This is a genomic window from Streptomyces sp. NPDC055955 (genome assembly GCF_042270245.1).
Taxonomy (GTDB): domain Bacteria; phylum Actinomycetota; class Actinomycetes; order Streptomycetales; family Streptomycetaceae; genus Streptomyces.
This window is the reverse complement of the sequence record NZ_JBHJYS010000007.1, coordinates 126,163-147,743: the sequence shown is the minus strand read 5'-3', so window position 1 is coordinate 147,743 and position 21,581 is coordinate 126,163. Positions and strand designations below refer to the sequence as shown.

Below are 21,581 nucleotides of genomic sequence, written 5' to 3'. Positions count from 1 at the left end.
GCGGCTGTCAGAGCGCTCCGTTCCCTGAGCAGGCTGCCGACAAAACCGCCGACCGCGCCCAGCCCGAGACCAGCGGTCATCAGCCCGGCACGACTCACCGATTGCATGACCCGCCTCCCGCGTGAGGTGACTTTGAGGGGTGCGCTCTTCCCCGTCGCATCGTATCCACGAAGCGATTCCATCGATACCGACAGAAAGCAAAGAGCAGGCCGTGTTCCGGTACACACCGGACACGGCCTGCTCTCGTGAGACGTGCGTCGAACGGGATCAACCCCCCGTTCTCCTAGCCCTCGTTCTCCTGGTCCTCGTCTTCCGCCGCTCCGTGCTGGAGGACGGGTCCCTCACCCGGAGCGAGCTGACCGAGGATGCGCTCCAGGTCGTCCATCGAGGCGAACTCGACGACGATCTTGCCCTTCTTCTGCCCGAGATCGACCTTCACCCGCGTCTCGAACCGGTCGGACAACCGCGTGGCGAGCTCGCTGAGCGCCGGCGAGAGACGCGTCCCGGCCCGCGGCCCCTTGGCACGCGCCGTGCTCGTCGGACGTGAACCCATCAGGGTCACGATCTCCTCGACGGCCCGCACCGAAAGCCCCTCGGCGACGATCCGGTGAGCGAGGCGATCCTGCTCCTCCGAGTCCTCCACGGAGAGCAGGGCACGCGCGTGGCCGGCCGACAGCACGCCTGCGGCCACCCGACGCTGAACGGCCGGAGAGAGCTTCAGGAGCCGCAAGGTGTTGGAGACCTGCGGCCGCGAACGCCCGATCCGGTCGGCCAACTGGTCGTGCGTGCAGTTGAAGTCCTTCAGCAACTGGTCGTAGGCGGCAGCCTCTTCCAGCGGGTTCAGCTGAGCGCGGTGCAGGTTCTCCAGGAGTGCGTCGAGGAGAAGCTTCTCGTCGTCCGTCGCCCGGACGATCGCCGGAATGCGCTCCAGACCAGCCTCTCGGCAGGCGCGCCAACGCCGCTCACCCATGATGAGCTCGAAGCGCGACGAGCTCAGCTGCCGTACGACGACGGGCTGGAGAAGCCCGACTTCCTTGATCGAGGTGACGAGTTCGGCGAGGGCGTCCTCGTCGAACACCTCACGCGGCTGACGCGGGTTGGGCGTGATGGCGTCAATCGGAAGTTCGGCGAAGTATGCTCCCGCCGGCGCTTCCGGAGCGTCCACCGGACCGCCGAACAGATCCTCTGTTTCATGTGAAACCTGGGGCTGCGGAAGCGAGGCAACCTTCGCCGCTGCCACTCCGCGTTCCGCCGTCAGGATGGGCCCGGAAGAAGGCGAGCCGGGGACACCCCCCATCGCGCCGCTCGGTGCCGTCTTGTCGGGGGTGGGGGCTGCTGGAATCAGTGCGCCGAGGCCGCGGCCCAGTCCCCTCCGTCGCTCGCTCACTGGATACCCTCCACCGTGCTGTGCTGGTCAAGTTGAGTGCCCGCATGGGCGTGCTGAGCGTCGTAGCGGATACCGACCCCGCGCAGCGCCATCTCCCGCGCCGCCTCGAGGTAGGAGAGTGCGCCGCTCGACCCTGGATCGTAGGTGAGCACCGTCTGCCCGTAGCTCGGCGCCTCGGAGATACGCACGGAGCGCGGGATGCTCGTCCGCAGGACCTCTTCGCCGAAGTGGCTCCGGACCTCGTCGGCGACCTGCGACGCCAGCCGGGTGCGGCCGTCGTACATCGTGAGCAGGATCGTCGACACATGCAGATCCGGGTTCAGATGCCCGCGCACCAGATCCACGTTGCGCAGGAGCTGCCCCAGGCCCTCCAGCGCGTAGTACTCGCACTGGATCGGGATCAGCACCTCGGCGCCGGCGACCAGAGCATTGACCGTCAGCAGGCCGAGCGACGGCGGGCAGTCGATGAGGATGTAATCCAAGGGCTGCTCATACGCCTGGATCGCGCGCTGCAGTCTGCTCTCGCGTGCCACCAGCGAGACCAGCTCGATCTCCGCACCGGCGAGGTCGATGGTGGCTGGGGCACAGAAGAGGCCCTCCACATCGACCACGGGCTGTACGACTTCGGACAGCGGCTTGCTCTCGACCAACACGTCGTAGATCGAAGGCACTTCGGCGTGATGGTCGATACCCAGAGCCGTGGAGGCGTTGCCCTGCGGATCCAGGTCGATCACCAGCACGCGGGCACCGTGCAGCGCCAGCGAGGCGGCAAGGTTGACCGTTGTGGTGGTCTTGCCGACCCCGCCCTTCTGGTTGGCAACCACCATGACGCGGGTCTGCTCAGGTCGTGGCAGGCCCTCGCCTGCGCGACCAAGGGCTTCTACCGCCAGCTGGGCAGCACGACCGATAGGGGTGTCGTCCATCGGAGGCGGTGTTTCACGTGAAACATCCTCCCCCACCGACTCGGTACGGGGACCGGGGACCGGATCGGTCATCGGTCCCGCGATGTTGGCGTCGGACCGCAAGGATTCACTCTCCTCGACTTCAGGCTCGCAATGAACAGAGCCTCCCATGCTTTCGGGGTCGTGAACCAGCGAGGCCCTGTCTTCTGTGGAGGAAACGGCCTCTGTGGACAACTCCGTGCCCGATTCGAGGGATCCGAGAGACCTACGGTCGCGGGGGGCAGCCGCGGCGCGACCGCGGCTGATGATGCCATGCAGCAGTGAGCGACGTTTCACGTGAAACACGATGCACCGCAGCCCGGTCGGCACCCGTGCGACACCCCGACATACATACGTTTGGCAGGTTTCACGGAGCGCGGGTCACTGTCAGGACGATTCAGCGGCCACCCACCGACGCCCCTCGGTGCCGTCCAGTGCGTGCGCTGCCCACACCGGACACTCAGGACCCACGAGACAAGCGTCACTCAAAAATCGATGGCAGCTCAGGCAAAAGCAATGGCCGCTCAGGTCCTCAGGACCCGAGCGGCCATCACCGCGAGAAACGGACTGTCGCCTAGAACACAGCAGACGCCTCGAAGACGAGGAGCAGCGTCAGCGTCGACGCCGTACACGTCCGGCGCGAGCTGCCTTGGCGCGCTTCGCCGCGAAGCGCACACCGCCGGGGCTCTCCCCGACCTCGACACGCACCACGGTCGAGAGCGGATCCACCACGCCCTCACCGACGTGAAGCACCGAGGTGGCCACCGCACCGAGCTTGCTCAGGGCAGCACCCGCGCTCTTGACCTCTTCCTCGGCGGTGTCGCCCTTGAGGGCCAGCATCTCGCCGTACGGCCGCAGCAGCGGGACGCCCCACGCCGCGAGACGGTCCAGCGGAGCGACAGCGCGCGCTGTCACCACATGGACGGGGTTCAGCTTGCCGAGGACCTCTTCGGCGCGGCCGCGGACCACGGTCACATGGTCGAGGCCGAGGAGCTCGACGACCTCGGTGAGGAAGGTCGTGCGCCGCAGCAGAGGCTCCAGGAGCGTGATCTTCAGGTCGGGTCGTACCAGGGCCAGTGGGATACCGGGCAGGCCGGCACCGGAGCCCACGTCGCAGACGGTGACGCCCTCCGGCACGACCTCGGACAGTACGGCGCAGTTCAGGATGTGCCGCTCCCACAGCCGGGGCACTTCCCGGGGACCGATGAGACCACGCTGCACCCCCGCGTCGGCCAGCAGCTCCGCGTACCGGACCGCGTCCGTGTAGCGCTCGCCGAATACCGCTCGGGCCTGTTCAGGAGCCGGGGGAAGCTCTGCTGCCTCCGTCACGTGGACCGTCCTTCCGTACCGCGCTGCCGCGTTGGGTGGCTGACTATCAGGCTGACAAAGATCGGCCCCGCCTGCGAACAGACGGGGCCGTAGAGCGACGTACCGCTCAGGCGGGGAGCACGACGACGAAGCGCTGCGGCTCCTCGCCCTCGGACTCGCTGCGCAGGCCGGCGGCCTTGACCGCGTCGTGGACGACCTTGCGCTCGAAGGGAGTCATCGGGTCGAGCTTGACCGGCTCGCCGTTGCTCTTCACCTCGGCCGCAGCCTTGGCGCCCAGCTCGGAGAGCTCAGCACGCTTCTTCGCACGGTAACCGGCGATGTCGAGCATGAGGCGGCTACGGTCACCGGTCTCCCGGTGGACAGCCAGGCGGGTCAGCTCCTGGAGGGCCTCGAGGACCTCACCGTCGCGGCCGACCAGCTTCTGCAGGTCGCGGGTGGACGCGTCGCTGACGATCGAGACGGCAGCGCGGTCGGCCTCGACGTCCATGTCGATGTCGCCGTCGAGGTCGGCGATGTCCAGCAGACCCTCGAGATAGTCCGCCGCGATCTCGCCTTCCTGCTCGAGGCGAGTCAGGGTGTCGCTGCCCTCAGGAGCGGCGGAGGTGGTGCCTTCCGTCACGGGATGGACTCCTTCTTACTTCTTGGACGGGGACTTGGGCCGCTGCGGGCCCTTGCGCTGTCCGGACTTGGCTTTGCTGCGGGCAGGGGTACCGGAAGCGGGCTTGCCAGCGGCCGGCTTGGCCTCGGGCTTGGCGTCGTCCGCCTCGTCCTTCTTCTCGAGGGACGTGGGCTCCGGCGCGTCGGACTCGTCCTTGGCGGCGCTCTGGGCGGTGCCGTGCTGGCGCTGCGACTTGGACTGGCGCTTGGGCTGCTGCCGCTTCGGCGTACCGCCTGTCGTCTGGCCCCCGTCCTCGTCCTCGGTCAGGGTGCCGGCCGTGCTCTTGATGACCGTTCCGTCGGCCTGGGCGGCGAGGTTCACCTTGGTCAGGCCGTTGATGAACTTGCGCTCGAACTCGTTGCGGTCGCGGCCCTTGGCGACGATCGCCTTCACGACGGCGCGCTCGCGGCGGTTGCGCGTCTTCTCGGCGTGCGAGACGTGCTTGAGCAGACGCTCCAGGAACGCGGCCTGCGCCTTGCTGCCGGGGGTCGGGTTCTGGCGGATGACGTACATCTGCTGGCCCATGGTCCACACGTTGGTGGTCAGCCAGTAGACGAGAACACCGACCGGGAAGTTGATGCCGAAGACGGCGAACATGACCGGGAAGACGTACATCAGCATCTTCTGCTGCTGCATGAACGGCGTCTTCACCGTCATGTCGACGTTCTTGGTCATCAGCTGGCGCTGCGTGTAGAACTGCGACGCCGACATCAGGACGATCATGATCGCGGTGACGACGCGGACGTCGGTCAGCGAGGCGCCCAGCGAGGCGACCTTGTCGGCGCTGTCGGTGAACTTGGCCGCGAGCGGGGCGCCGAAGATGTGCGCCTTACGCGCGCTCGCCAGCAGATCATCGTTGATGACGCCGATCGTGGTGCCCGTCGCGATGCCGTTGAGCACGTGGTACAGGGCGAAGAAGAACGGCGACTGCGCCAGGATGGGCAAGCACGAGGAGAGCGGGTTGGTACCCGTCTCCTTGTACAGCTTCATCATCTCTTCGGACTGGCGCTGCTTGTCGTTCTTGTAGCGCTCCTGGATCTTCTTCATCTCGGGCTGCAGCGTCTGCATCGCCCGAGTGGCCTTGATCTGCTTCACGAAGAGCGGGATCAGGCAGATACGGATCAGGATCACCAGGGACACGATGGACAGGCCCCAGGCCCAGCCCGTGTCCGGGCCGAAGATCGCCCCGTACAACGAGTGGAACTGGACGATGACCCAAGAAACTGGTGTCGTGATGAAGCTGAAAAAACCGGCAATCGTGTCCACTAATCAGGCTCCTTGAGCATGGGACGGGGTCTCGGCGGCGGGGCTCGAGGGGCTGGTGTGGCCACACTCTGAAGGCGCGCCGGCGGCGGAAGGCCCGCCCTTGCGTTCGCGCCAGGCGTTACGCAGCATTTCGTGCCACCGCGGACGCTTACGCGGCGGAACGTGGTCGACACCGCCGAGCGACCACGGGTTGCACCGGAGGATGCGCCAGGCGGTGAGGGCTGTTCCCTTGATCGCACCGTGACGGTCGATCGCTGTGAAGCCGTAGTGGGAACACGACGGGTAGTACTTGCACACAGGCCCCAGCAGAGGGCTGATGGTCCACTGGTAGAGCTTGATCAGAGCAAGCAGCGGATATTTCATCGCGCGCCCCCTCCCAGTAGCCGCTGAAGGGCGGCATCCAGGTCTCGGGCCAGCTGTGCATGGTCGGCGTCACCCGCGCCGGGCAACGCACGTACGACTACCAGGCTACCGGGGGACAACAGTGCGAGTCGGTCGCGCATGAGGTGGCGAAGCCTGCGCTTCACCGCATTACGTACGACAGCTCCACCGACTGCCTTGCTCACGACGAAACCCGCACGCGTCGGGGGAACGCTCTCCCCAGGCGCGTGCGGGTCCGTTGCACCGCTACGTAGATGGACGACAAGGAGCGGGCGACCGGCCCGGCGTCCTCGGCGTACCGCGGTCGCGAAGTCTTCGCGCCGCCTCAGCCGATTCTCGGTAGGCAGCACGTCATGACCTGTACGCGATCAGGCGGACAGGCTTGCGCGACCCTTGCCACGGCGGTTCGCGAGAATCGCGCGGCCGGCACGGGTGCGCATCCGCAGGCGGAAGCCGTGGGTCTTGGCGCGACGACGGTTGTTCGGCTGGAAGGTGCGCTTGCTCACTCGGGGGCTCCAGAAATGATCGTGTAGTGGCGGGACATCGCCTGGCTGTCACCGTGCGCCCACGAGAAGCTCGCGTATACGCACCGAGTGCACCGCTTCACAATCACAGATCGTGATCTTTGCCCATCGGAGGCAGGCGGCAGCAGCCATCGACAACTCGACCTGGTCACGGTACGCGCGGCTAGTCCATCCGGTCAAACCGCCATCGGGTGAGGGACACTGTGCACAGCCTGTGGACAACAACTTGAACCGCACCGGTTGCCCTGACTACCGTGGCTGAACTCCGATTCGTTCCCTTCTCACCGCACCACCCCGATTTTCTTCCGACCCGTCCCAGAACCACACCTTCGTGGGACCTGCGAGAGAGCGTGCCCTGTGGCTGACGTACCTGCCGATCTTGCCGCAGTGTGGCCACGAGTTCTGGAACAGCTGCTCGGGGAGGGCCGTGGGCAGGGCGTCGAGACGAAGGACGAGCACTGGATCCGGCGCTGCCAGCCTCTCGCGCTGGTCGCCGACACCGCGCTGCTCGCCGTGCCGAACGAGTTCGCGAAGGGCGTACTCGAGGGACGGCTCGCGCCGGTCGTGGCCGAGACGCTGAGCCGCGAGTGCGGCCGCCCGATCCGGATCGCGATCACGGTCGACGACTCCGTCGGTGAACAGCCCGCGCCGCCCGCACCCCCCGTACAGCAGCACCGCTACGACGAGCCCGAGCTGCCGTCGGCCCAAGCCCAGGGCCAGAGCCAGAACCAGCCCCATGAGCCGTACGACCCGTACGGCCGCCGCGCGGACGACCATGCGCAGGGCCCCCGCAGTGATCAGGGCGCCCGCGCCGACCAGCTCCCGACCGCCCGCCCCGCGTACCCGGACTACCAGCGTCCGGAGCCGGGCGCCTGGCCGCGGTCGCAGGACGAGTACAGCTGGCAGCAGCCGCGGCTCGGCTTCCCCGAGCGCGATCCGTACGCGAATCCGCCCCAGCAGCCGCAGCACGACTACCGGCAGCAGGAACGCTCCCCGTACGAGCAGCAGAACGAGCGCTCCCCTTACGAACAGCAGCAGGAGCGGTCCCCCTACGAACAGCAGCAGGAGCGGTCCCCCTACGACCAGCAGCCGGACCGGACGGGTTACGACCAGCAGTCGGACCGCAACGGTTACGACCAGCAGGTCGAACGCTCCGGATACGAGCAGCAGGCCGAGCGGTCGTCGTACGAACAGCAGATGTCGGACCGTCAGGGGCGGCACGGCCGGCACGAGCGCCGTGACCTCAACGACGGTCCCATGGGCGGCCGCCCCGGGCAGGACGGCGGGCGCGCGGGCCGCGGTGTCCCCAGCGGTGCCCCCGGACCGCTCGCCGCGCAGCCCGCGCCCGCGACGGGTCCGGGCGAGCCGACCGCGCGACTGAACCCGAAGTACCTCTTCGACACCTTCGTCATCGGTGCCTCGAACCGTTTCGCGCACGCGGCCGCGGTCGCCGTCGCCGAGGCGCCGGCGAAGGCGTACAACCCCCTCTTCATCTATGGGGAGTCGGGGCTCGGCAAGACCCACCTGCTGCACGCGATCGGGCACTACGCGCGCAGCCTGTACCCGGGCACGCGGGTGCGTTACGTGAGCTCGGAGGAGTTCACGAACGAGTTCATCAACTCGATCCGCGACGGCAAGGGCGACAGCTTCCGCAAGCGGTACCGCGAGATGGACATCCTTCTTGTCGACGACATCCAGTTCCTCGCGGACAAGGAGTCGACGCAGGAGGAGTTCTTCCACACCTTCAACACGCTCCACAACGCGAACAAGCAGATCGTGCTCTCCAGCGACCGGCCGCCCAAGCAGCTGGTGACCCTGGAGGACCGGCTGCGCAACCGCTTCGAGTGGGGTCTGATCACCGACGTCCAGCCGCCCGAGCTGGAGACCCGGATCGCGATCCTTCGTAAGAAGGCGGTGCAGGAGCAGCTGAACGCTCCGCCGGAGGTCCTCGAGTTCATCGCGTCCCGCATCTCGCGCAACATCCGCGAGCTGGAGGGTGCGCTGATCCGGGTCACGGCGTTCGCGTCGCTGAACCGGCAGCCGGTGGACCTCGGCCTGACGGAGATCGTCCTCAAGGACCTGATCCCCGGCGGCGAGGACTCGGCCCCCGAGATCACGGCGACGGCGATCATGGCCGCGACGGCCGACTACTTCGGCCTGACGGTGGAGGACCTGTGCGGATCGTCGCGCAGCCGCGTCCTGGTGACGGCACGCCAGATCGCGATGTACCTGTGCCGTGAGCTCACCGACCTGTCCCTGCCGAAGATCGGGGCGCAGTTCGGCGGCCGCGACCACACGACCGTCATGCACGCGGACCGCAAGATCCGCGCGCTGATGGCCGAGCGGCGGTCCATCTACAACCAGGTCACCGAGCTCACCAACCGCATCAAGAACGGCTGACAGCAGCCTTCAGACCCCTCTGTACGCCGTCGAAGGGCGCCCCGGGACAACTCCTGGGGCGCCCTTCTTCGATGCGACGGGACAGCTCGGTCGGACGCGGTGTTCGATTCCGATCCCTGGTTACGGGTGTTCTCCACAGATGTGCGGACTTTCTTGCGTCCACACCCTGGGGACTGCCAAGTTGTCCAGACTGTGTCCACAGGGCCTCGCGATGAATGACCATCAGACCAGGTCAGACGGCTGTGGATTCGTGGACAAAAGATCTCCACAGGCTGTGGACAAGATCCTCCTCCACAGGGTGTGGGTTTCCTTGTCCACCGTCGACCCACAGGTCAGCGGTCCTTGTGCACAGCTGCGGCGGCTTCTCCACACGGCTGTCCACTGTTCGGCAACGCAACGCGCAAAATCACCGTGCCGAGTGAAAGGCGTCACATCAAGGGGTGTGGTTGGGCTGTGGGGAACCGGGGTAAAGCTGGGGACAGCCCTGGGGAGAAGTGACCCGGGCCTGTGCATCGGGTGTGCAGAACTTTTCCCCGTCCACAGAGAACCCCGGTTGTCCACCGCTCGCGCCCACAGGCCCGGTGGACAAAAAACCGACTCTGACCTGCGAAAAGGCAGTTATCCACGGTTTCCACAGCCCCTACTACTACTCCCAACTAGAGAGAGCTGGGAATCAGGATTGAAGTGGGGGCTGTGCACAACTCGGGGTCCGGTGCCCGACAGCGGGTCGGCACGACTTGACCCCGAGCGGCAACGACTGTCAGCGCCGTACGTCAGACTGTTCCCCGGTGTCCTTCCCATGTGGCGGCTGAGCGACACCGAGTCACACGACGAAGACCGAAGACCAACGCAGGGCGAGAGCAGCCAGCAACAGCAGGAGGCGGCTTACGGTGAAGATCCGGGTGGAACGCGACGTACTCGCGGAGGCAGTGGCCTGGGCGGCGCGCAGCCTCCCGGCCCGACCGCCTGCGCCGGTCCTCGCGGGCCTTCTCCTGAAGGCCGAGGAGGGCGCACTGAGCCTGTCGAGCTTCGACTACGAGGTCTCGGCGCGGGTCTCGGTCGACGCGGAGATCGACGAGGAAGGCACCGTCCTCGTGTCGGGCCGGCTCCTGGCGGACATCTGCCGTGCCCTGCCGAACCGTCCGGTGGAGATTTCCACAGACGGTGTACGAGCGACCGTGGTCTGCGGCTCCTCGCGATTCACACTCCACACCCTGCCTGTGGAGGAGTACCCGGCACTGCCGCAGATGCCGACCGCGACGGGCACGGTCCCCGGTGAGGTCTTCGCCTCCGCCGCGGCCCAGGTGGCCATCGCCGCCGGCCGTGACGACACCCTGCCGGTGCTCACAGGTGTGCGTATCGAGATCGAGGGCGACACGGTCACCCTCGCGTCGACCGACCGCTACCGCTTCGCGGTCCGCGAGTTCCTGTGGAAGCCGGAGGACCCCGAGGCGTCCGCGGTCGCCCTGGTGCCCGCCAAGACGCTCCTGGACACCGCCAAGGCGCTCACGAGCGGTGACACGGTCACCCTGGCCCTGTCGGGCTCCGGCGCCGGTGAGGGTCTCATCGGCTTCGAAGGCGCGGGCCGCCGTACGACGACGCGTCTTCTCGAGGGCGACCTGCCGAAGTACCGCACCCTGTTCCCGACGGAGTTCAACTCCGTGGCCGTGATCGAGACCGCCCCCTTCGTGGAGGCCGTCAAGCGTGTCGCCCTCGTCGCCGAGCGGAACACCCCGGTGCGGCTCAGCTTCGAGCAGGGCGTGCTGATCCTGGAGGCGGGCTCCAGCGACGACGCACAGGCTGTGGAAAGGGTCGACGCCCAGCTCGACGGTGACGACATCTCGATCGCCTTCAACCCGACGTTCCTCCTGGACGGTCTGAGCGCGATCGACTCCCCCGTCGCCCAGCTCTCCTTCACGACCTCCACGAAGCCGGCGCTGCTCAGCGGCAGGCCCGCCGTGGACGCCGAGGCGGACGACGCGTACAAGTACCTGATCATGCCGGTGCGGCTGTCGGGCTGACGCTCCACAGGGCATGGCCGCCGGGCGTTGGTCTGAGCGGCTATGCCCACAGGTGTGCGTGAGATCCCCTTCTGCCCGAAAGGCGTGGGTGGTACCCCCAGGTTTAGGCTCGGAACACAGGTGCGGGAGTACCTCACGCACCACCTCACGCCCCGTCGCAACTTAAGGAACCACCTGATGGAGCTCGGTCTCGTCGGTCTCGGCAAGATGGGCGGCAACATGCGCGAGCGCATCCGCCGCGCAGGCCACACCGTCATCGGATACGACCGCAATCCGGACCTCGCGGACGTCCACAGCCTCGGAGAGCTTGTGGGCAAGCTCAAGGGCCCGCGTGTGGTGTGGGTGATGGTCCCCGCCGGCGGCCCGACCCAGGCCACCGTCGACGAGCTCGCCGAACTCCTCGAGCCGGGCGACATCGTCGTGGACGGCGGCAACTCGCGCTGGACCGACGACGAGAAGCACGCCGTCGAGCTGGGCATCAAGGGCATCGGCTTCGTCGACTGCGGCGTCTCCGGCGGCGTCTGGGGCCTGGAGAACGGCTACGCCCTGATGTACGGCGGCACCAAGGAGCACGTCGCCAAGGTCCAGCCGATCTTCGACGCCCTCAAGCCGGAGGGCGAATTCGGCGCTGTACACGCGGGCAAGGTCGGCGCGGGCCACTTCGCGAAGATGGTCCACAACGGCATCGAGTACGCCATGATGCAGGCCTACGCCGAGGGCTGGGAGCTTCTGGAGAAGGTCGACTCCGTGGAGAACGTCCGCGAGGTCTTCCGCTCCTGGCAGGAGGGCACGGTCATCCGTTCCTGGCTGCTCGACCTGGCGGTCAACGCGCTGGACGACGACGAGCACCTGGAGAAGCTGCGCGGCTTCGCCGCCGACTCCGGAGAGGGCCGCTGGACGGTCGAGGCGGCCATCGACAACGCGGTTCCGCTGCCCGCGATCACCGCGTCCCTCTTCGCGCGCTTCGCCTCGCGCCAGGACGACTCGCCGCAGATGAAGATGATCGCCGCCCTGCGCAACCAGTTCGGCGGCCACGCAGTCGAGAAGAGTTAGCCCGGAAAGCGAACGCGCAGAGCGAACGCACAACGCATCCACGAAGCTCCACGACGAAGTAGTCCACACCAGCTCCACACCTTGGGGGAGGTCGGCGAACGACCATGCACGTGACGCATCTGTCGCTGGCCGACTTCCGCTCGTACGCCCGGGTCGAGGTCTCTCTCGATCCGGGCGTCACCGCGTTCGTGGGCCCGAACGGGCAGGGCAAGACCAACCTCGTCGAGGCCGTCGGCTACCTCGCCACTCTCGGCAGCCACCGGGTCTCCTCGGACGCGCCGCTGGTCCGCATGGGCGCCGAGCGCGCCGTCATCCGGGCCGCGGTCCGGCAGGGCGAGCGACAGCAGCTCATCGAGCTCGAACTCAACCCGGGCAAGGCGAACCGCGCCAGGATCAACCGGTCCTCGCAGGTCAGACCCCGTGATGTGCTCGGCATCGTGCGCACGGTCCTGTTCGCGCCGGAGGACCTCGCGCTCGTCAAGGGCGACCCCGGCGAGCGCCGCCGCTTCCTCGACGAGCTGATCACGGCCCGCTCCCCGCGCATGGCCGGTGTCCGGTCCGACTACGACCGCGTGCTCAAGCAGCGCAACACGCTCCTCAAATCGGCCGCGCTCGCCCGCAGGCACGGCGGCCGCTCCATGGACCTGTCCACCCTCGACGTCTGGGACCAGCACCTCGCGCGCGTGGGCGCCGAGCTGCTCGCGCAGCGGTTCGACCTGATCGCCACGCTCCAGCCGCTCGCCGACAAGGCGTACGAACAGCTGGCGCCCGGCGGCGGCCCGCTCGCCCTGGAATACAAGCCGTCCTCGCCCGAAATCGACGGCCACGCGCGCGAAGAGCTCTACGAACAGCTGATGACCGCCCTCGAAGCGGCCCGCAAACAGGAGATCGAGCGGGGCGTGACCCTCGTCGGACCGCACCGCGACGACCTGGTCCTCAAGCTCGGCCAGCTGCCGGCGAAGGGGTACGCCAGCCATGGCGAGTCCTGGTCCTACGCGCTGGCGCTGCGCCTGGCCTCGTACGACCTGCTGCGGGCCGAAGGGAACGAGCCGGTGCTCGTGCTCGACGACGTCTTCGCGGAGCTCGACGCGCGGCGCAGGGAGCGCCTCGCCGAGCTGGTCGCCCCCGGGGAGCAGGTCCTGGTGACGGCCGCGGTGGACGACGACGTGCCGGGCGTCCTGGCGGGCACGCGGTACGCGGTGTCCGAAGGCACGGTGGAGCGGATATGAGCGAGAACACATCCGGCGACGTCCCGCCGAAGGCCCCCGAGCCGTCCGGCATCGATCTCGCGCGTGTGGCCCTGCGGGCCGCGAAGGAACAGGCACGCGCGCGTGGAGTGGCCGACCAGCAGAAGAAGCAGGCCCGGCGCGGTGGCGGACTGAGGTCCGGGGCCCGTGCCGACGGCCGCGACCCCGTCGCGTTCGGCGCAGCGATCAACCGGCTGATCACCGAGCGCGGCTGGGAGGCGCCGGCCGCCGTCGGCGGTGTCATGGGCCGCTGGCCGGAGATCGTGGGCGAGGACCTCGCCAAGCACTCCGAGCCCCTGAAGTACGACGAGGACGAGCGCGTCCTGACCGTCCAGTGCGACTCGACTGCCTGGGCGATGCAGCTGCGGTACCTGGCTCCGACGCTGGTGGCGCGGCTCAATGAGGACCTCGGGCACGGCACCGTACGGCTCCTGAAGATCCTTGGGCCCAACGGCCCCGCTCGCCGCTTCGGCCCCCTGCGCGCCCCCGGAAGCAAGGGCCCCGGCGACACCTACGGGTGAGTCCCGAGAGCCGCCGGCCGGGCGTTGACAACCGGTTGACGCCCGGAAGCGCTGAGTGCCGCTGTGAGCCTCTTGGAGCCCCGGGACGCATATGGGGAGTCGGCAGAGGCCGGTTCAGGGCGGCACATGCGGACTCAGGTACCGGCAAACCCCCATCACTGTCAGCGCTACCGGTAGACTGAGAGTTAATCCCGCCCCACTTGTGGGACACACCGAGCAACGCTGACTATCGCTGAACGACGCAGCCGCTCCGGCCACCGCCGGGCTTGGCTTGTGCTGTGCCAGAAAGGGCGCTTCGTGGCCGATTCCGGCAACCCCAACGAGAACATCCCGTCCACTGCCGCCGACGCCGTCGGCGAGGCCCCCGCGGAGGCGAGCCAGTCCTCCGGTGAGGTGACCTCGGCGTACGACGCGAGCGCCATCACAGTCCTCGAGGGTCTGGACGCGGTCCGCAAGCGGCCTGGCATGTACATCGGTTCGACCGGTGAGCGCGGCCTGCACCACCTGGTGCAGGAGGTCGTCGACAACTCCGTCGACGAGGCGCTGGCGGGCCACGCGGACACGATCGACGTGACGATCCTGCACGACGGCGGTGTGCGCGTCGTGGACAACGGCCGCGGCATCCCGGTGGGCATCGTCCCGTCCGAGGGGAAGCCCGCCCTCGAGGTCGTGCTGACCGTTCTGCACGCGGGCGGCAAGTTCGGAGGCGGCGGCTACGCGGTCTCCGGCGGTCTGCACGGCGTGGGCGTCTCCGTCGTCAACGCGCTGTCCATGAAGGTCGCCGTCGAGGTCAAGACCGACGGCCACCGCTGGACCCAGGACTACAAGCTGGGCGTCCCGACGGCCCCGCTCGCGCAGCACGAGGCCACGGACGAGCACGGCACCTCGGTCACCTTCTGGGCCGACCCGGACATCTTCGAGACCACCGAGTACTCCTTCGAGACGCTGTCGCGGCGCTTCCAGGAGATGGCGTTCCTCAACAAGGGTCTGAGGATCACACTCACCGACGAGCGTGAGTCGGCGAAGGCCGTCGCCGGGGCGGACGAGGCGGGCGCCGACGAGAAGCCCGAGGTCAAGGCCGTCGAGTACCACTACGAGGGCGGCATCGTCGACTTCGTGAAGTACCTCAACTCCCGTAAGGGAGACGTGGTGCACCCCTCCGTCATCGACCTGGAGGCCGAGGACAAGGACAAGCTCCTGTCCCTCGAGGTCGCGATGCAGTGGAACAGCAGCTACGCCGAGGGTGTGTACTCCTTCGCCAACATCATCCACACACACGAGGGCGGTACCCACGAAGAGGGCTTCCGCGCCGCGCTGACCTCGCTGATCAACAAGTACGCGCGCGACAAGAAGCTGCTTCGCGAGAAGGACGACAACCTCACGGGTGACGACATCCGCGAGGGTCTGACGGCGATCATCTCGGTGAAGCTGAGCGAGCCGCAGTTCGAGGGCCAGACCAAGACCAAGCTGGGCAACACCGAGGTGAAGACCTTCGTCCAGAAGGTGGTCTACGAGCACCTGAACGACTGGCTGGACCGCAACCCCGTCGAGGCCGCGGACATCATCCGCAAGGGCATCCAGGCGGCCACCGCGCGCGTGGCGGCCCGCAAGGCCCGCGACCTGACGCGCCGCAAGGGCCTCCTGGAGACGGCGTCGCTGCCGGGCAAGCTCTCCGACTGCCAGTCGAACGATCCCACCAAGTGCGAGATCTTCATCGTCGAGGGTGACTCCGCCGGCGGCTCGGCCAAGTCCGGTCGTAACCCGCAGTACCAGGCCATCCTGCCCATCCGAGGCAAGATCCTGAACGTCGAGAAGGCGCGGATCGACAAGATCCTGCAGAACCAGGAGATCCAGGCGCTGATCTCCGCCTTCGGCACCGGAGTCCACGAGGACTTCGACATCGAGAAGCTCCGCTATCACAAGATCATCCTGATGGCGGACGCCGACGTCGACGGCCAGCACATCAACACCCTGCTGCTGACCTTCCTGTTCCGCTTCATGCGGCCCCTCGTCGAGGCCGGCTACGTGTTCCTCTCGCGCCCGCCGCTCTACAAGATCAAGTGGGGTCGTGAGGACTTCGAGTACGCGTACTCGGACCGCGAGCGCGACGCCCTGATCGAGCTCGGCCGTCAGCAGGGCAAGCGGATCCGCGAGGACTCGATCCAGCGCTTCAAGGGTCTCGGCGAGATGAACGCCGAGGAGCTGCGCATCACCACGATGGACGTCGAGCACCGCGTGCTCGGCCAGGTCACCCTCGACGACGCGGCCCAGGCGGACGACCTGTTCTCCGTGCTGATGGGCGAGGACGTCGAGGCGCGCCGCTCGTTCATCCAGCGCAACGCCAAGGACGTCCGCTTCCTCGACATCTGAGTCGGTCTCAGCTGACCGCATCAGAAAGGATCTTCACCAGCAATGACCGACGAGAACACTCCCCCCACGCCCGAAGAGGGCGCCGAGATCAGCGTCAGCGTCGAAACGGTGCCCGTGGAGGGTGCCCAGCGCATCGAGCCCGTCGGGCTCGAGACCGAGATGCAGCGCTCGTACCTCGACTACGCGATGTCCGTCATCGTGTCGCGCGCCCTGCCCGACGTACGGGACGGCCTCAAGCCCGTCCACCGTCGCGTCCTCTACGCGATGTACGACGGCGGCTACCGGCCCGAGAAGGGCTTCTACAAGTGCGCCCGCGTCGTCGGCGACGTCATGGGCAACTACCACCCGCACGGCGACTCCTCGATCTACGACGCCCTGGTCCGCCTGGCGCAGCCGTGGTCGATGCGTATGCCGCTGGTGGACTCGAACGGCAACTTCGGCTCCCCGGGCAACGACCCCGCGGCCGCCATGCGCTACACCGAGTGCAAGATGGCGCCGCTGTCCATGGAGATGGTCCGTGACATCGACGAGGAGACCGTCGACTTCACGGACAACTACGACGGCCGCTCCCAGGAGCCGACCGTCCTGCCGGCCCGCTTCCCGAACCTGCTGATCAACGGCTCGGCGGGCATCGCGGTCGGCATGGCCACCAACATCCCGCCGCACAACCTGCGCGAGGTTGCCTCCGGCGCCCAGTGGTACCTGGAGAACCCGGAAGCCTCGCACGAGGAGCTCCTGGACGCGCTCATCGAGCGCATCAAGGGCCCGGACTTCCCGACCGGCGCCCTGGTCGTGGGCCGCAAGGGCATCGAGGAGGCGTACCGCACGGGCCGTGGCTCCATCACGATGCGCGCGGTCGTCGAGGTCGAGGAGATCCAGAACCGCCAGTGCCTGGTGGTCACCGAGCTCCCGTACCAGGTCAACCCGGACAACCTCGCGCAGAAGATCGCCGACCTGGTGAAGGACGGCCGCGTCGGCGGCATCGCCGACGTCCGCGACGAGACCTCGTCGCGCACCGGCCAGCGCCTCGTCATCGTCCTGAAGCGTGACGCCGTCGCCAAGGTCGTGCTGAACAATCTCTACAAGCACACCGACCTCCAGACGAACTTCGGCGCCAACATGCTGGCGCTCGTCGACGGCGTGCCGCGCACCCTCTCCCTGGACGCCTTCATCCGCCACTGGGTGAGCCACCAGGTCGAGGTCATCGTCCGCCGTACGAAGTTCCGCCTGCGCAAGGCCGAGGAGCGCGCCCACATCCTGCGCGGCCTCCTGAAGGCCCTGGACGCCATCGACGAGGTCATCGCGCTCATCCGGCGCAGCGACACCGTCGAGATCGCCCGCGAGGGCCTGATGGGCCTCCTGGAGATCGACGAGATCCAGGCCAACGCGATCCTCGAGATGCAGCTGCGCCGACTGGCCGCCCTGGAGCGCCAGAAGATCGTCGCCGAGCACGACGAACTGCAGCTCAAGATCGACGAGTACAACGCGATCCTGGCCTCGCCGGAGCGCCAGCGCCAGATCATCAGCCAGGAACTCGGGGCGATCGTCGAGAAGTTCGGCGACGACCGGCGCTCCAAGCTGGTGCCCTTCGACGGCGACATGTCCATCGAGGACCTGATCGCCGAAGAGGACATCGTCGTCACCATCACGCGCGGCGGCTACGTCAAGCGCACCAAGACGGTCGACTACCGCTCGCAGAAGCGCGGCGGCAAGGGCGTACGCGGCACGAAGCTCAAGGAAGACGACATCGTCGACCACTTCTTCGTGTCGACGACGCACCACTGGCTGCTGTTCTTCACGAACAAGGGCCGCGTCTACCGCGCGAAGGCGTACGAGCTCCCGGACGCCGGCCGTGACGCTCGCGGCCAGCACGTCGCCAACCTGCTGGCCTTCCAGCCGGACGAGTCGATCGCCGAGATCCTCGCGATCCGCGACTACGAAGCGGCCCCCTACCTGGTCCTCGCCACAAAGGGCGGCCTCGTCAAGAAGACCCCCCTCAAGGACTACGACTCGCCCCGTTCGGGCGGCGTCATCGCCATCAACCTCCGCGAGACGGAGGACGGTTCCGACGACGAGCTGATCGGCGCCGAGCTGGTCTCCGCCGAGGACGACCTGCTGCTCATCAGCAAGAAGGCGCAGTCCATCCGCTTCACCGCAACGGACGACGCGCTGCGCCCGATGGGCCGTGCCACATCCGGTGTGAAGGGCATGAGTTTCCGCGAGGGCGACCAGCTGCTCTCGATGAATGTCGTTCGGCCGGGTACGTTCGTGTTCACCGCCACCGACGGCGGGTACGCGAAGCGGACCGCCGTCGACGAGTACCGCGTCCAGGGTCGCGGTGGCCTCGGTATCAAGGCCGCCAAGATCGTGGAGGACCGCGGTTCGCTCGTCGGCGCGCTGGTGACCGAGGAGACGGACGAGATCCTCGCCATCACGCTGTCGGGCGGTGTGATTCGTACGCGAGTCAACGAGGTCAGGGAGACGGGCCGTGACACCATGGGCGTCCAACTGATCAACCTGGGCAAGCGCGATGCCGTGGTCGGTATCGCTCGTAACGCCGAGGCCGGTCGCGAGGCGGAGGAGGTCGACGGTGACGTCATCGTCGACGAGTCCGCCGAGGCCGAGACGGCTGTCGAGACGGACGAGGGCACACAGTCCACGGCCGAGTAGCGCGAGGAGTGAGTCATCGTGAGCGGAGCCACGGGCGCCGGTTCGACCGGTACGGAATCGGAAGGCGGCCGTGGCCCCGCCACTGACTCGAACGACTCGCACGAGTCTCATGGATCCCAGGGGGGAACTGTGACGGACACCCGAGGTCCGCAGACGCAGCAGTACGAGGCCGAGACGGACGGGGCGCTGCCCGGGGAGAGGCAGCAGCCTGCGCAGCCCTCGCAGCCGTACCACCCGCCGCAGGCCTACCAGGCGGCTCCGCCCGCCGGAGCGGTCCGCAGGCCGCGCACGGGCGCCCGCACGACGCCTCGTACGCGCAAGGCGCGCCTGAGGGTCGCCAAGGCCGATCCGTGGTCCGTGATGAAGGTCAGCTTCCTGCTCTCCATCGCGCTCGGCATCTGCACGGTCGTCGCGGCCGCGGTGCTGTGGATGGTCATGGACGCCATGGGCGTCTTCTCGACCGTGGGCGGCACGATCTCCGAGGCCACGGGCTCGAACGAGTCCAACGGCTTCGACCTCCAGTCGTTCCTGTCTCTGCCGCGCGTCCTGATCTTCACGTCGATCATCGCGGTCATCGACGTCGTCCTGGCGACGGCGCTGGCCACGCTCGGCGCGTTCATCTACAACCTCTCCGCGGGCTTCGTGGGCGGCGTCGAGCTGACCCTCGCCGAGGACGAGTAGCAGCTGAGGAGCAACCGGGCAGCAGCCGTTTCGGTCGCTGCGACACCTGTGGAGCGCATTCCCTGACGGGGGTGCGCTCCACAGGCGTTTTGGCCGGTGGGGCGGGGTCCTGACTATCGATTTTGGGACTGGCCGGGTCGTGCGCTAATCTTCAGAGGTCAGCGCGCGGGACACACACCGCAAAGCGCGGCGGGGCTATAGCTCAGTTGGTTAGAGCGCATCCCTGATAAGGATGAGGCCACAGGTTCAAATCCTGTTAGCCCCACATGCGAAAGACCCCCAGTCGATATCGGCTGGGGGTCTTCGACGTATACGGGTGACATCGATCTTGCCGGCGCAGGCTCAGCACCTCACCGCGTCGCAGCCCCAGGACAAGCATCGACGCAGCGCGTGCGGCTAATCGGTGCGGACGAGCAGGGACACCGTGAGGCCGGTGGGGCGCGTTTGTTCGGACACCTTGTAGTGGGCCTGCAACGCCGCCACCTGGGTGGGGGGCAGCCCTTGCAGCGGATCCGGCACGTTCCCCTCCACCACCACCCAGATCCGCTTCTCGCCCCCCAGGCACCGGGCCGGATCGGGGCACTCGGTCGCCGCCAGGTCGTTGCGCCGGATCGGTGACTCGGAGAGGAAGACGTCGCGCAGCTTCAGGTCGCGGGGGAGGTAGTAGCTGACGCCCAGCGAGAGCGCCTCTTCCTGGACCCTGTTGTAGACGATCGCGTCGCCGGAGGCGTAGCCCTGCTGGATGGTTCGTGCGGCCGCGGCGAAGTCGGGGCCGTCCGACCAGTAGTGCGCGAGCGGCTCGCGCATGGATTTCTGGTCCGAGAGCGTGAGCAGGGTGAGGATCGCGAGGACCGACGCGATCACCCGCCGGGACCGTGCCCCGGTGGACAGCCCGGCCCCGGCCAGCATCGCGAGCGCGGGCAGGGTGAACAGCATGTAGCGGAAGTAGAAGTACGAGATGTGTCCGTGGGACATCGCCCAGATCAGCAGGACGGGCGCCACGGCCGACACGGTGCAGAAGACGACGGCGTCGCGGCGCGCCTGGCAGCCGACGAGGGCCAGCAGGAGCACCGTCCCCGCGCACAGACCGGAGTAGAACAGCTGCTCCCAGATGTCGATCAGGCCCCACGCCCCCGGCTTGGTGATCCACCAGATCTGCCGGGCGGTCTGGGCTCTGCCCAGCACCACGACCGGGACCAGCCAGACGACGCCGGCCAGGACCGCGCAGCCGAATCCGAGCCAGGTCCGGCGCTCACGCCGGGCCCGCATGGCCACCAGGGCCAGGTGCCCGATCAGGCACGTCAACGCGATCAAGTGGAAGAGTCCGACAGCCGTCAGGGTGAGCGCGTAACCCGCCCATCGCCACGGGCTGCCGGGACGGTCCAGGGCCCTCAGCAGCAGCAGCGCGGACAGGGTCACGGCCAGCATCACCAGGGCATAGGGGCGAGCCTCGTGGGCGAAGCGGCTCACGCCCGGGATCAGGGCGAACAGCAGACCGGCGGACAGTCCCGCGCGGTGGCCGAACAGCCGCCGTCCGACCAGCGCGACACAGCAGGCGGCACCGGTCATGGCCAGTGCTGAGGGCACGCGCAGGGCGAGGGCCGAGTCACCGAAGACGCTCGTCCAGGCGTGCAGGATCAGGTAGTACGTGCCCAGCACCCCGTCCACCCGCTGCACCGTGGCCAGCACCTGGCCGACGCTGCGGCCGGACATGTCCCAGCTCGTCAACTCGTCGCGGCTGAGCAGTGGTTCGCCGATCCGGTACATCGCCAGGACGAGAGTGGCCATCGCCGGCAACCACCACAGACGGACCGCGGTCGCCTTCTGATCGCCGTGCTGTGCTTCGCGGGCCGGATCGTCGTCGGTGCGCGGGGCGGTAGGGGAGAGAGTTGCCATGGCGAAAGCCATAGCGGCGTGGCGACGCGAGTGTCCGCCGTGACCCACCCGTTGCGGGTGGCTTTCCCCTGTTCGGCCCTGGGCTGTGACGGAACCGGGCCCACGGGCCACCCTCTTCGGGAGTGCCTTGACTCAGTCATCGAGACTTTCCCTGCCGGCCGCACAAGACAGAAACCCTCAACCCGTCGTGGTGGGGGGTGGCGTCTCTCGGGGGTGGCGGAGCAGAGCCGTTGTCC

Annotated in this window: 17 protein-coding genes and 1 tRNA gene; 9 read left to right on the top strand and 9 right to left on the bottom strand. The window is 67.8% G+C overall.

What is annotated here, in order from left to right:
• Positions 1 to 283: 283 nt before the first annotated feature.
• From ACFC96_RS16440 to rpmH, 8 genes are all read right to left on the bottom strand, one after another.
• On the bottom strand, positions 284 to 1,387 hold the full coding sequence (locus ACFC96_RS16440) for a ParB/RepB/Spo0J family partition protein (RefSeq protein WP_376255358.1): 1,104 nt from the start codon (positions 1,385 to 1,387) through the stop codon (positions 284 to 286).
• Positions 1,384 to 2,460: an AAA family ATPase gene (locus ACFC96_RS16435; RefSeq protein ID WP_323186994.1), complete on the bottom strand. Its 1,077-nt coding sequence runs from the start codon at positions 2,458 to 2,460 to the stop codon at positions 1,384 to 1,386. Before ACFC96_RS16435 ends, ACFC96_RS16440 begins: the two co-directional genes overlap by 4 nt.
• 480 nt (positions 2,461 to 2,940) lie before the next feature.
• On the bottom strand, positions 2,941 to 3,657 hold the full coding sequence (rsmG, locus tag ACFC96_RS16430; RefSeq protein ID WP_376255359.1) for a 16S rRNA (guanine(527)-N(7))-methyltransferase RsmG: 717 nt from the start codon (positions 3,655 to 3,657) through the stop codon (positions 2,941 to 2,943).
• A 106-nt stretch (positions 3,658 to 3,763) separates the two neighbouring features.
• Positions 3,764 to 4,276, bottom strand: coding sequence for a R3H domain-containing nucleic acid-binding protein (locus ACFC96_RS16425; protein ID WP_116512078.1), 513 nt, complete (start codon positions 4,274 to 4,276; stop codon positions 3,764 to 3,766).
• A 15-nt stretch (positions 4,277 to 4,291) separates the two neighbouring features.
• A complete protein-coding gene (gene yidC / locus ACFC96_RS16420) occupies positions 4,292 to 5,581 on the bottom strand; it encodes a membrane protein insertase YidC (protein WP_376255361.1) in 1,290 nt (429 codons plus the stop codon).
• 3 nt (positions 5,582 to 5,584) lie between these two features.
• Positions 5,585 to 5,944, bottom strand: a complete 360-nt coding sequence (gene yidD, locus ACFC96_RS16415; RefSeq protein WP_100597227.1) for a membrane protein insertion efficiency factor YidD — start codon at positions 5,942 to 5,944, stop codon at positions 5,585 to 5,587.
• Positions 5,941 to 6,312 carry a ribonuclease P protein component gene (rnpA, locus tag ACFC96_RS16410; RefSeq protein WP_116512076.1) on the bottom strand — a complete coding sequence of 124 codons (372 nt, stop codon included), beginning with the start codon at positions 6,310 to 6,312 and terminating at the stop codon, positions 5,941 to 5,943. Before rnpA ends, yidD begins: the two co-directional genes overlap by 4 nt.
• An 18-nt stretch (positions 6,313 to 6,330) precedes the next feature.
• Positions 6,331 to 6,468 (bottom strand): 50S ribosomal protein L34, encoded by a 138-nt coding sequence (gene rpmH, locus ACFC96_RS16405; RefSeq protein ID WP_006381191.1) that lies wholly within the window; start codon positions 6,466 to 6,468, stop codon positions 6,331 to 6,333.
• 375 nt (positions 6,469 to 6,843) lie between these two features.
• Here rpmH and dnaA point away from each other — a divergent pair, with 375 nt between their 5' ends.
• The 9 genes from dnaA to ACFC96_RS16360 all read left to right on the top strand — a co-directional run bounded on the left by dnaA (position 6,844) and on the right by ACFC96_RS16360 (position 19,714).
• Positions 6,844 to 8,886, top strand: a complete 2,043-nt coding sequence (dnaA, locus tag ACFC96_RS16400) for a chromosomal replication initiator protein DnaA (RefSeq protein WP_376612820.1) — start codon at positions 6,844 to 6,846, stop codon at positions 8,884 to 8,886.
• A gap of 890 nt (positions 8,887 to 9,776) precedes the next feature.
• Complete coding sequence (dnaN, locus tag ACFC96_RS16395) at positions 9,777 to 10,907, top strand: DNA polymerase III subunit beta (protein ID WP_116512073.1); 1,131 nt, start codon at positions 9,777 to 9,779, stop codon at positions 10,905 to 10,907.
• A gap of 177 nt (positions 10,908 to 11,084) precedes the next feature.
• Positions 11,085 to 11,960, top strand: a complete 876-nt coding sequence (gnd, locus tag ACFC96_RS16390; RefSeq protein ID WP_376255365.1) for a phosphogluconate dehydrogenase (NAD(+)-dependent, decarboxylating) — start codon at positions 11,085 to 11,087, stop codon at positions 11,958 to 11,960.
• 104 nt (positions 11,961 to 12,064) lie between these two features.
• Positions 12,065 to 13,189, top strand: a complete 1,125-nt coding sequence (gene recF / locus ACFC96_RS16385) for a DNA replication/repair protein RecF (protein WP_376612818.1) — start codon at positions 12,065 to 12,067, stop codon at positions 13,187 to 13,189.
• Positions 13,186 to 13,728 carry a DUF721 domain-containing protein gene (locus ACFC96_RS16380; RefSeq protein ID WP_376255369.1) on the top strand — a complete coding sequence of 181 codons (543 nt, stop codon included), beginning with the start codon at positions 13,186 to 13,188 and terminating at the stop codon, positions 13,726 to 13,728. The genes recF and ACFC96_RS16380 overlap by 4 nt, the downstream gene beginning before the upstream one ends.
• A 273-nt stretch (positions 13,729 to 14,001) precedes the next feature.
• A complete protein-coding gene (gene gyrB, locus ACFC96_RS16375; RefSeq protein ID WP_376255371.1) occupies positions 14,002 to 16,098 on the top strand; it encodes a DNA topoisomerase (ATP-hydrolyzing) subunit B in 2,097 nt (698 codons plus the stop codon).
• Between the two features lie 42 nt (positions 16,099 to 16,140).
• Positions 16,141 to 18,768, top strand: coding sequence for a DNA gyrase subunit A (gene gyrA, locus ACFC96_RS16370; RefSeq protein ID WP_376255373.1), 2,628 nt, complete (start codon positions 16,141 to 16,143; stop codon positions 18,766 to 18,768).
• A gap of 18 nt (positions 18,769 to 18,786) precedes the next feature.
• Positions 18,787 to 19,449 carry a DUF3566 domain-containing protein gene (locus ACFC96_RS16365; protein WP_376255375.1) on the top strand — a complete coding sequence of 221 codons (663 nt, stop codon included), beginning with the start codon at positions 18,787 to 18,789 and terminating at the stop codon, positions 19,447 to 19,449.
• Between the two features lie 191 nt (positions 19,450 to 19,640).
• Positions 19,641 to 19,714: transfer RNA gene (locus ACFC96_RS16360), tRNA-Ile, on the top strand.
• Between the two features lie 131 nt (positions 19,715 to 19,845).
• Here ACFC96_RS16360 and ACFC96_RS16355 read toward each other — a convergent pair.
• Entirely contained in the window at positions 19,846 to 21,345 is a 1,500-nt protein-coding gene (locus ACFC96_RS16355) for a glycosyltransferase family 39 protein (RefSeq protein ID WP_376612817.1), read from the bottom strand.
• Positions 21,346 to 21,581 lie beyond the last annotated feature (236 nt).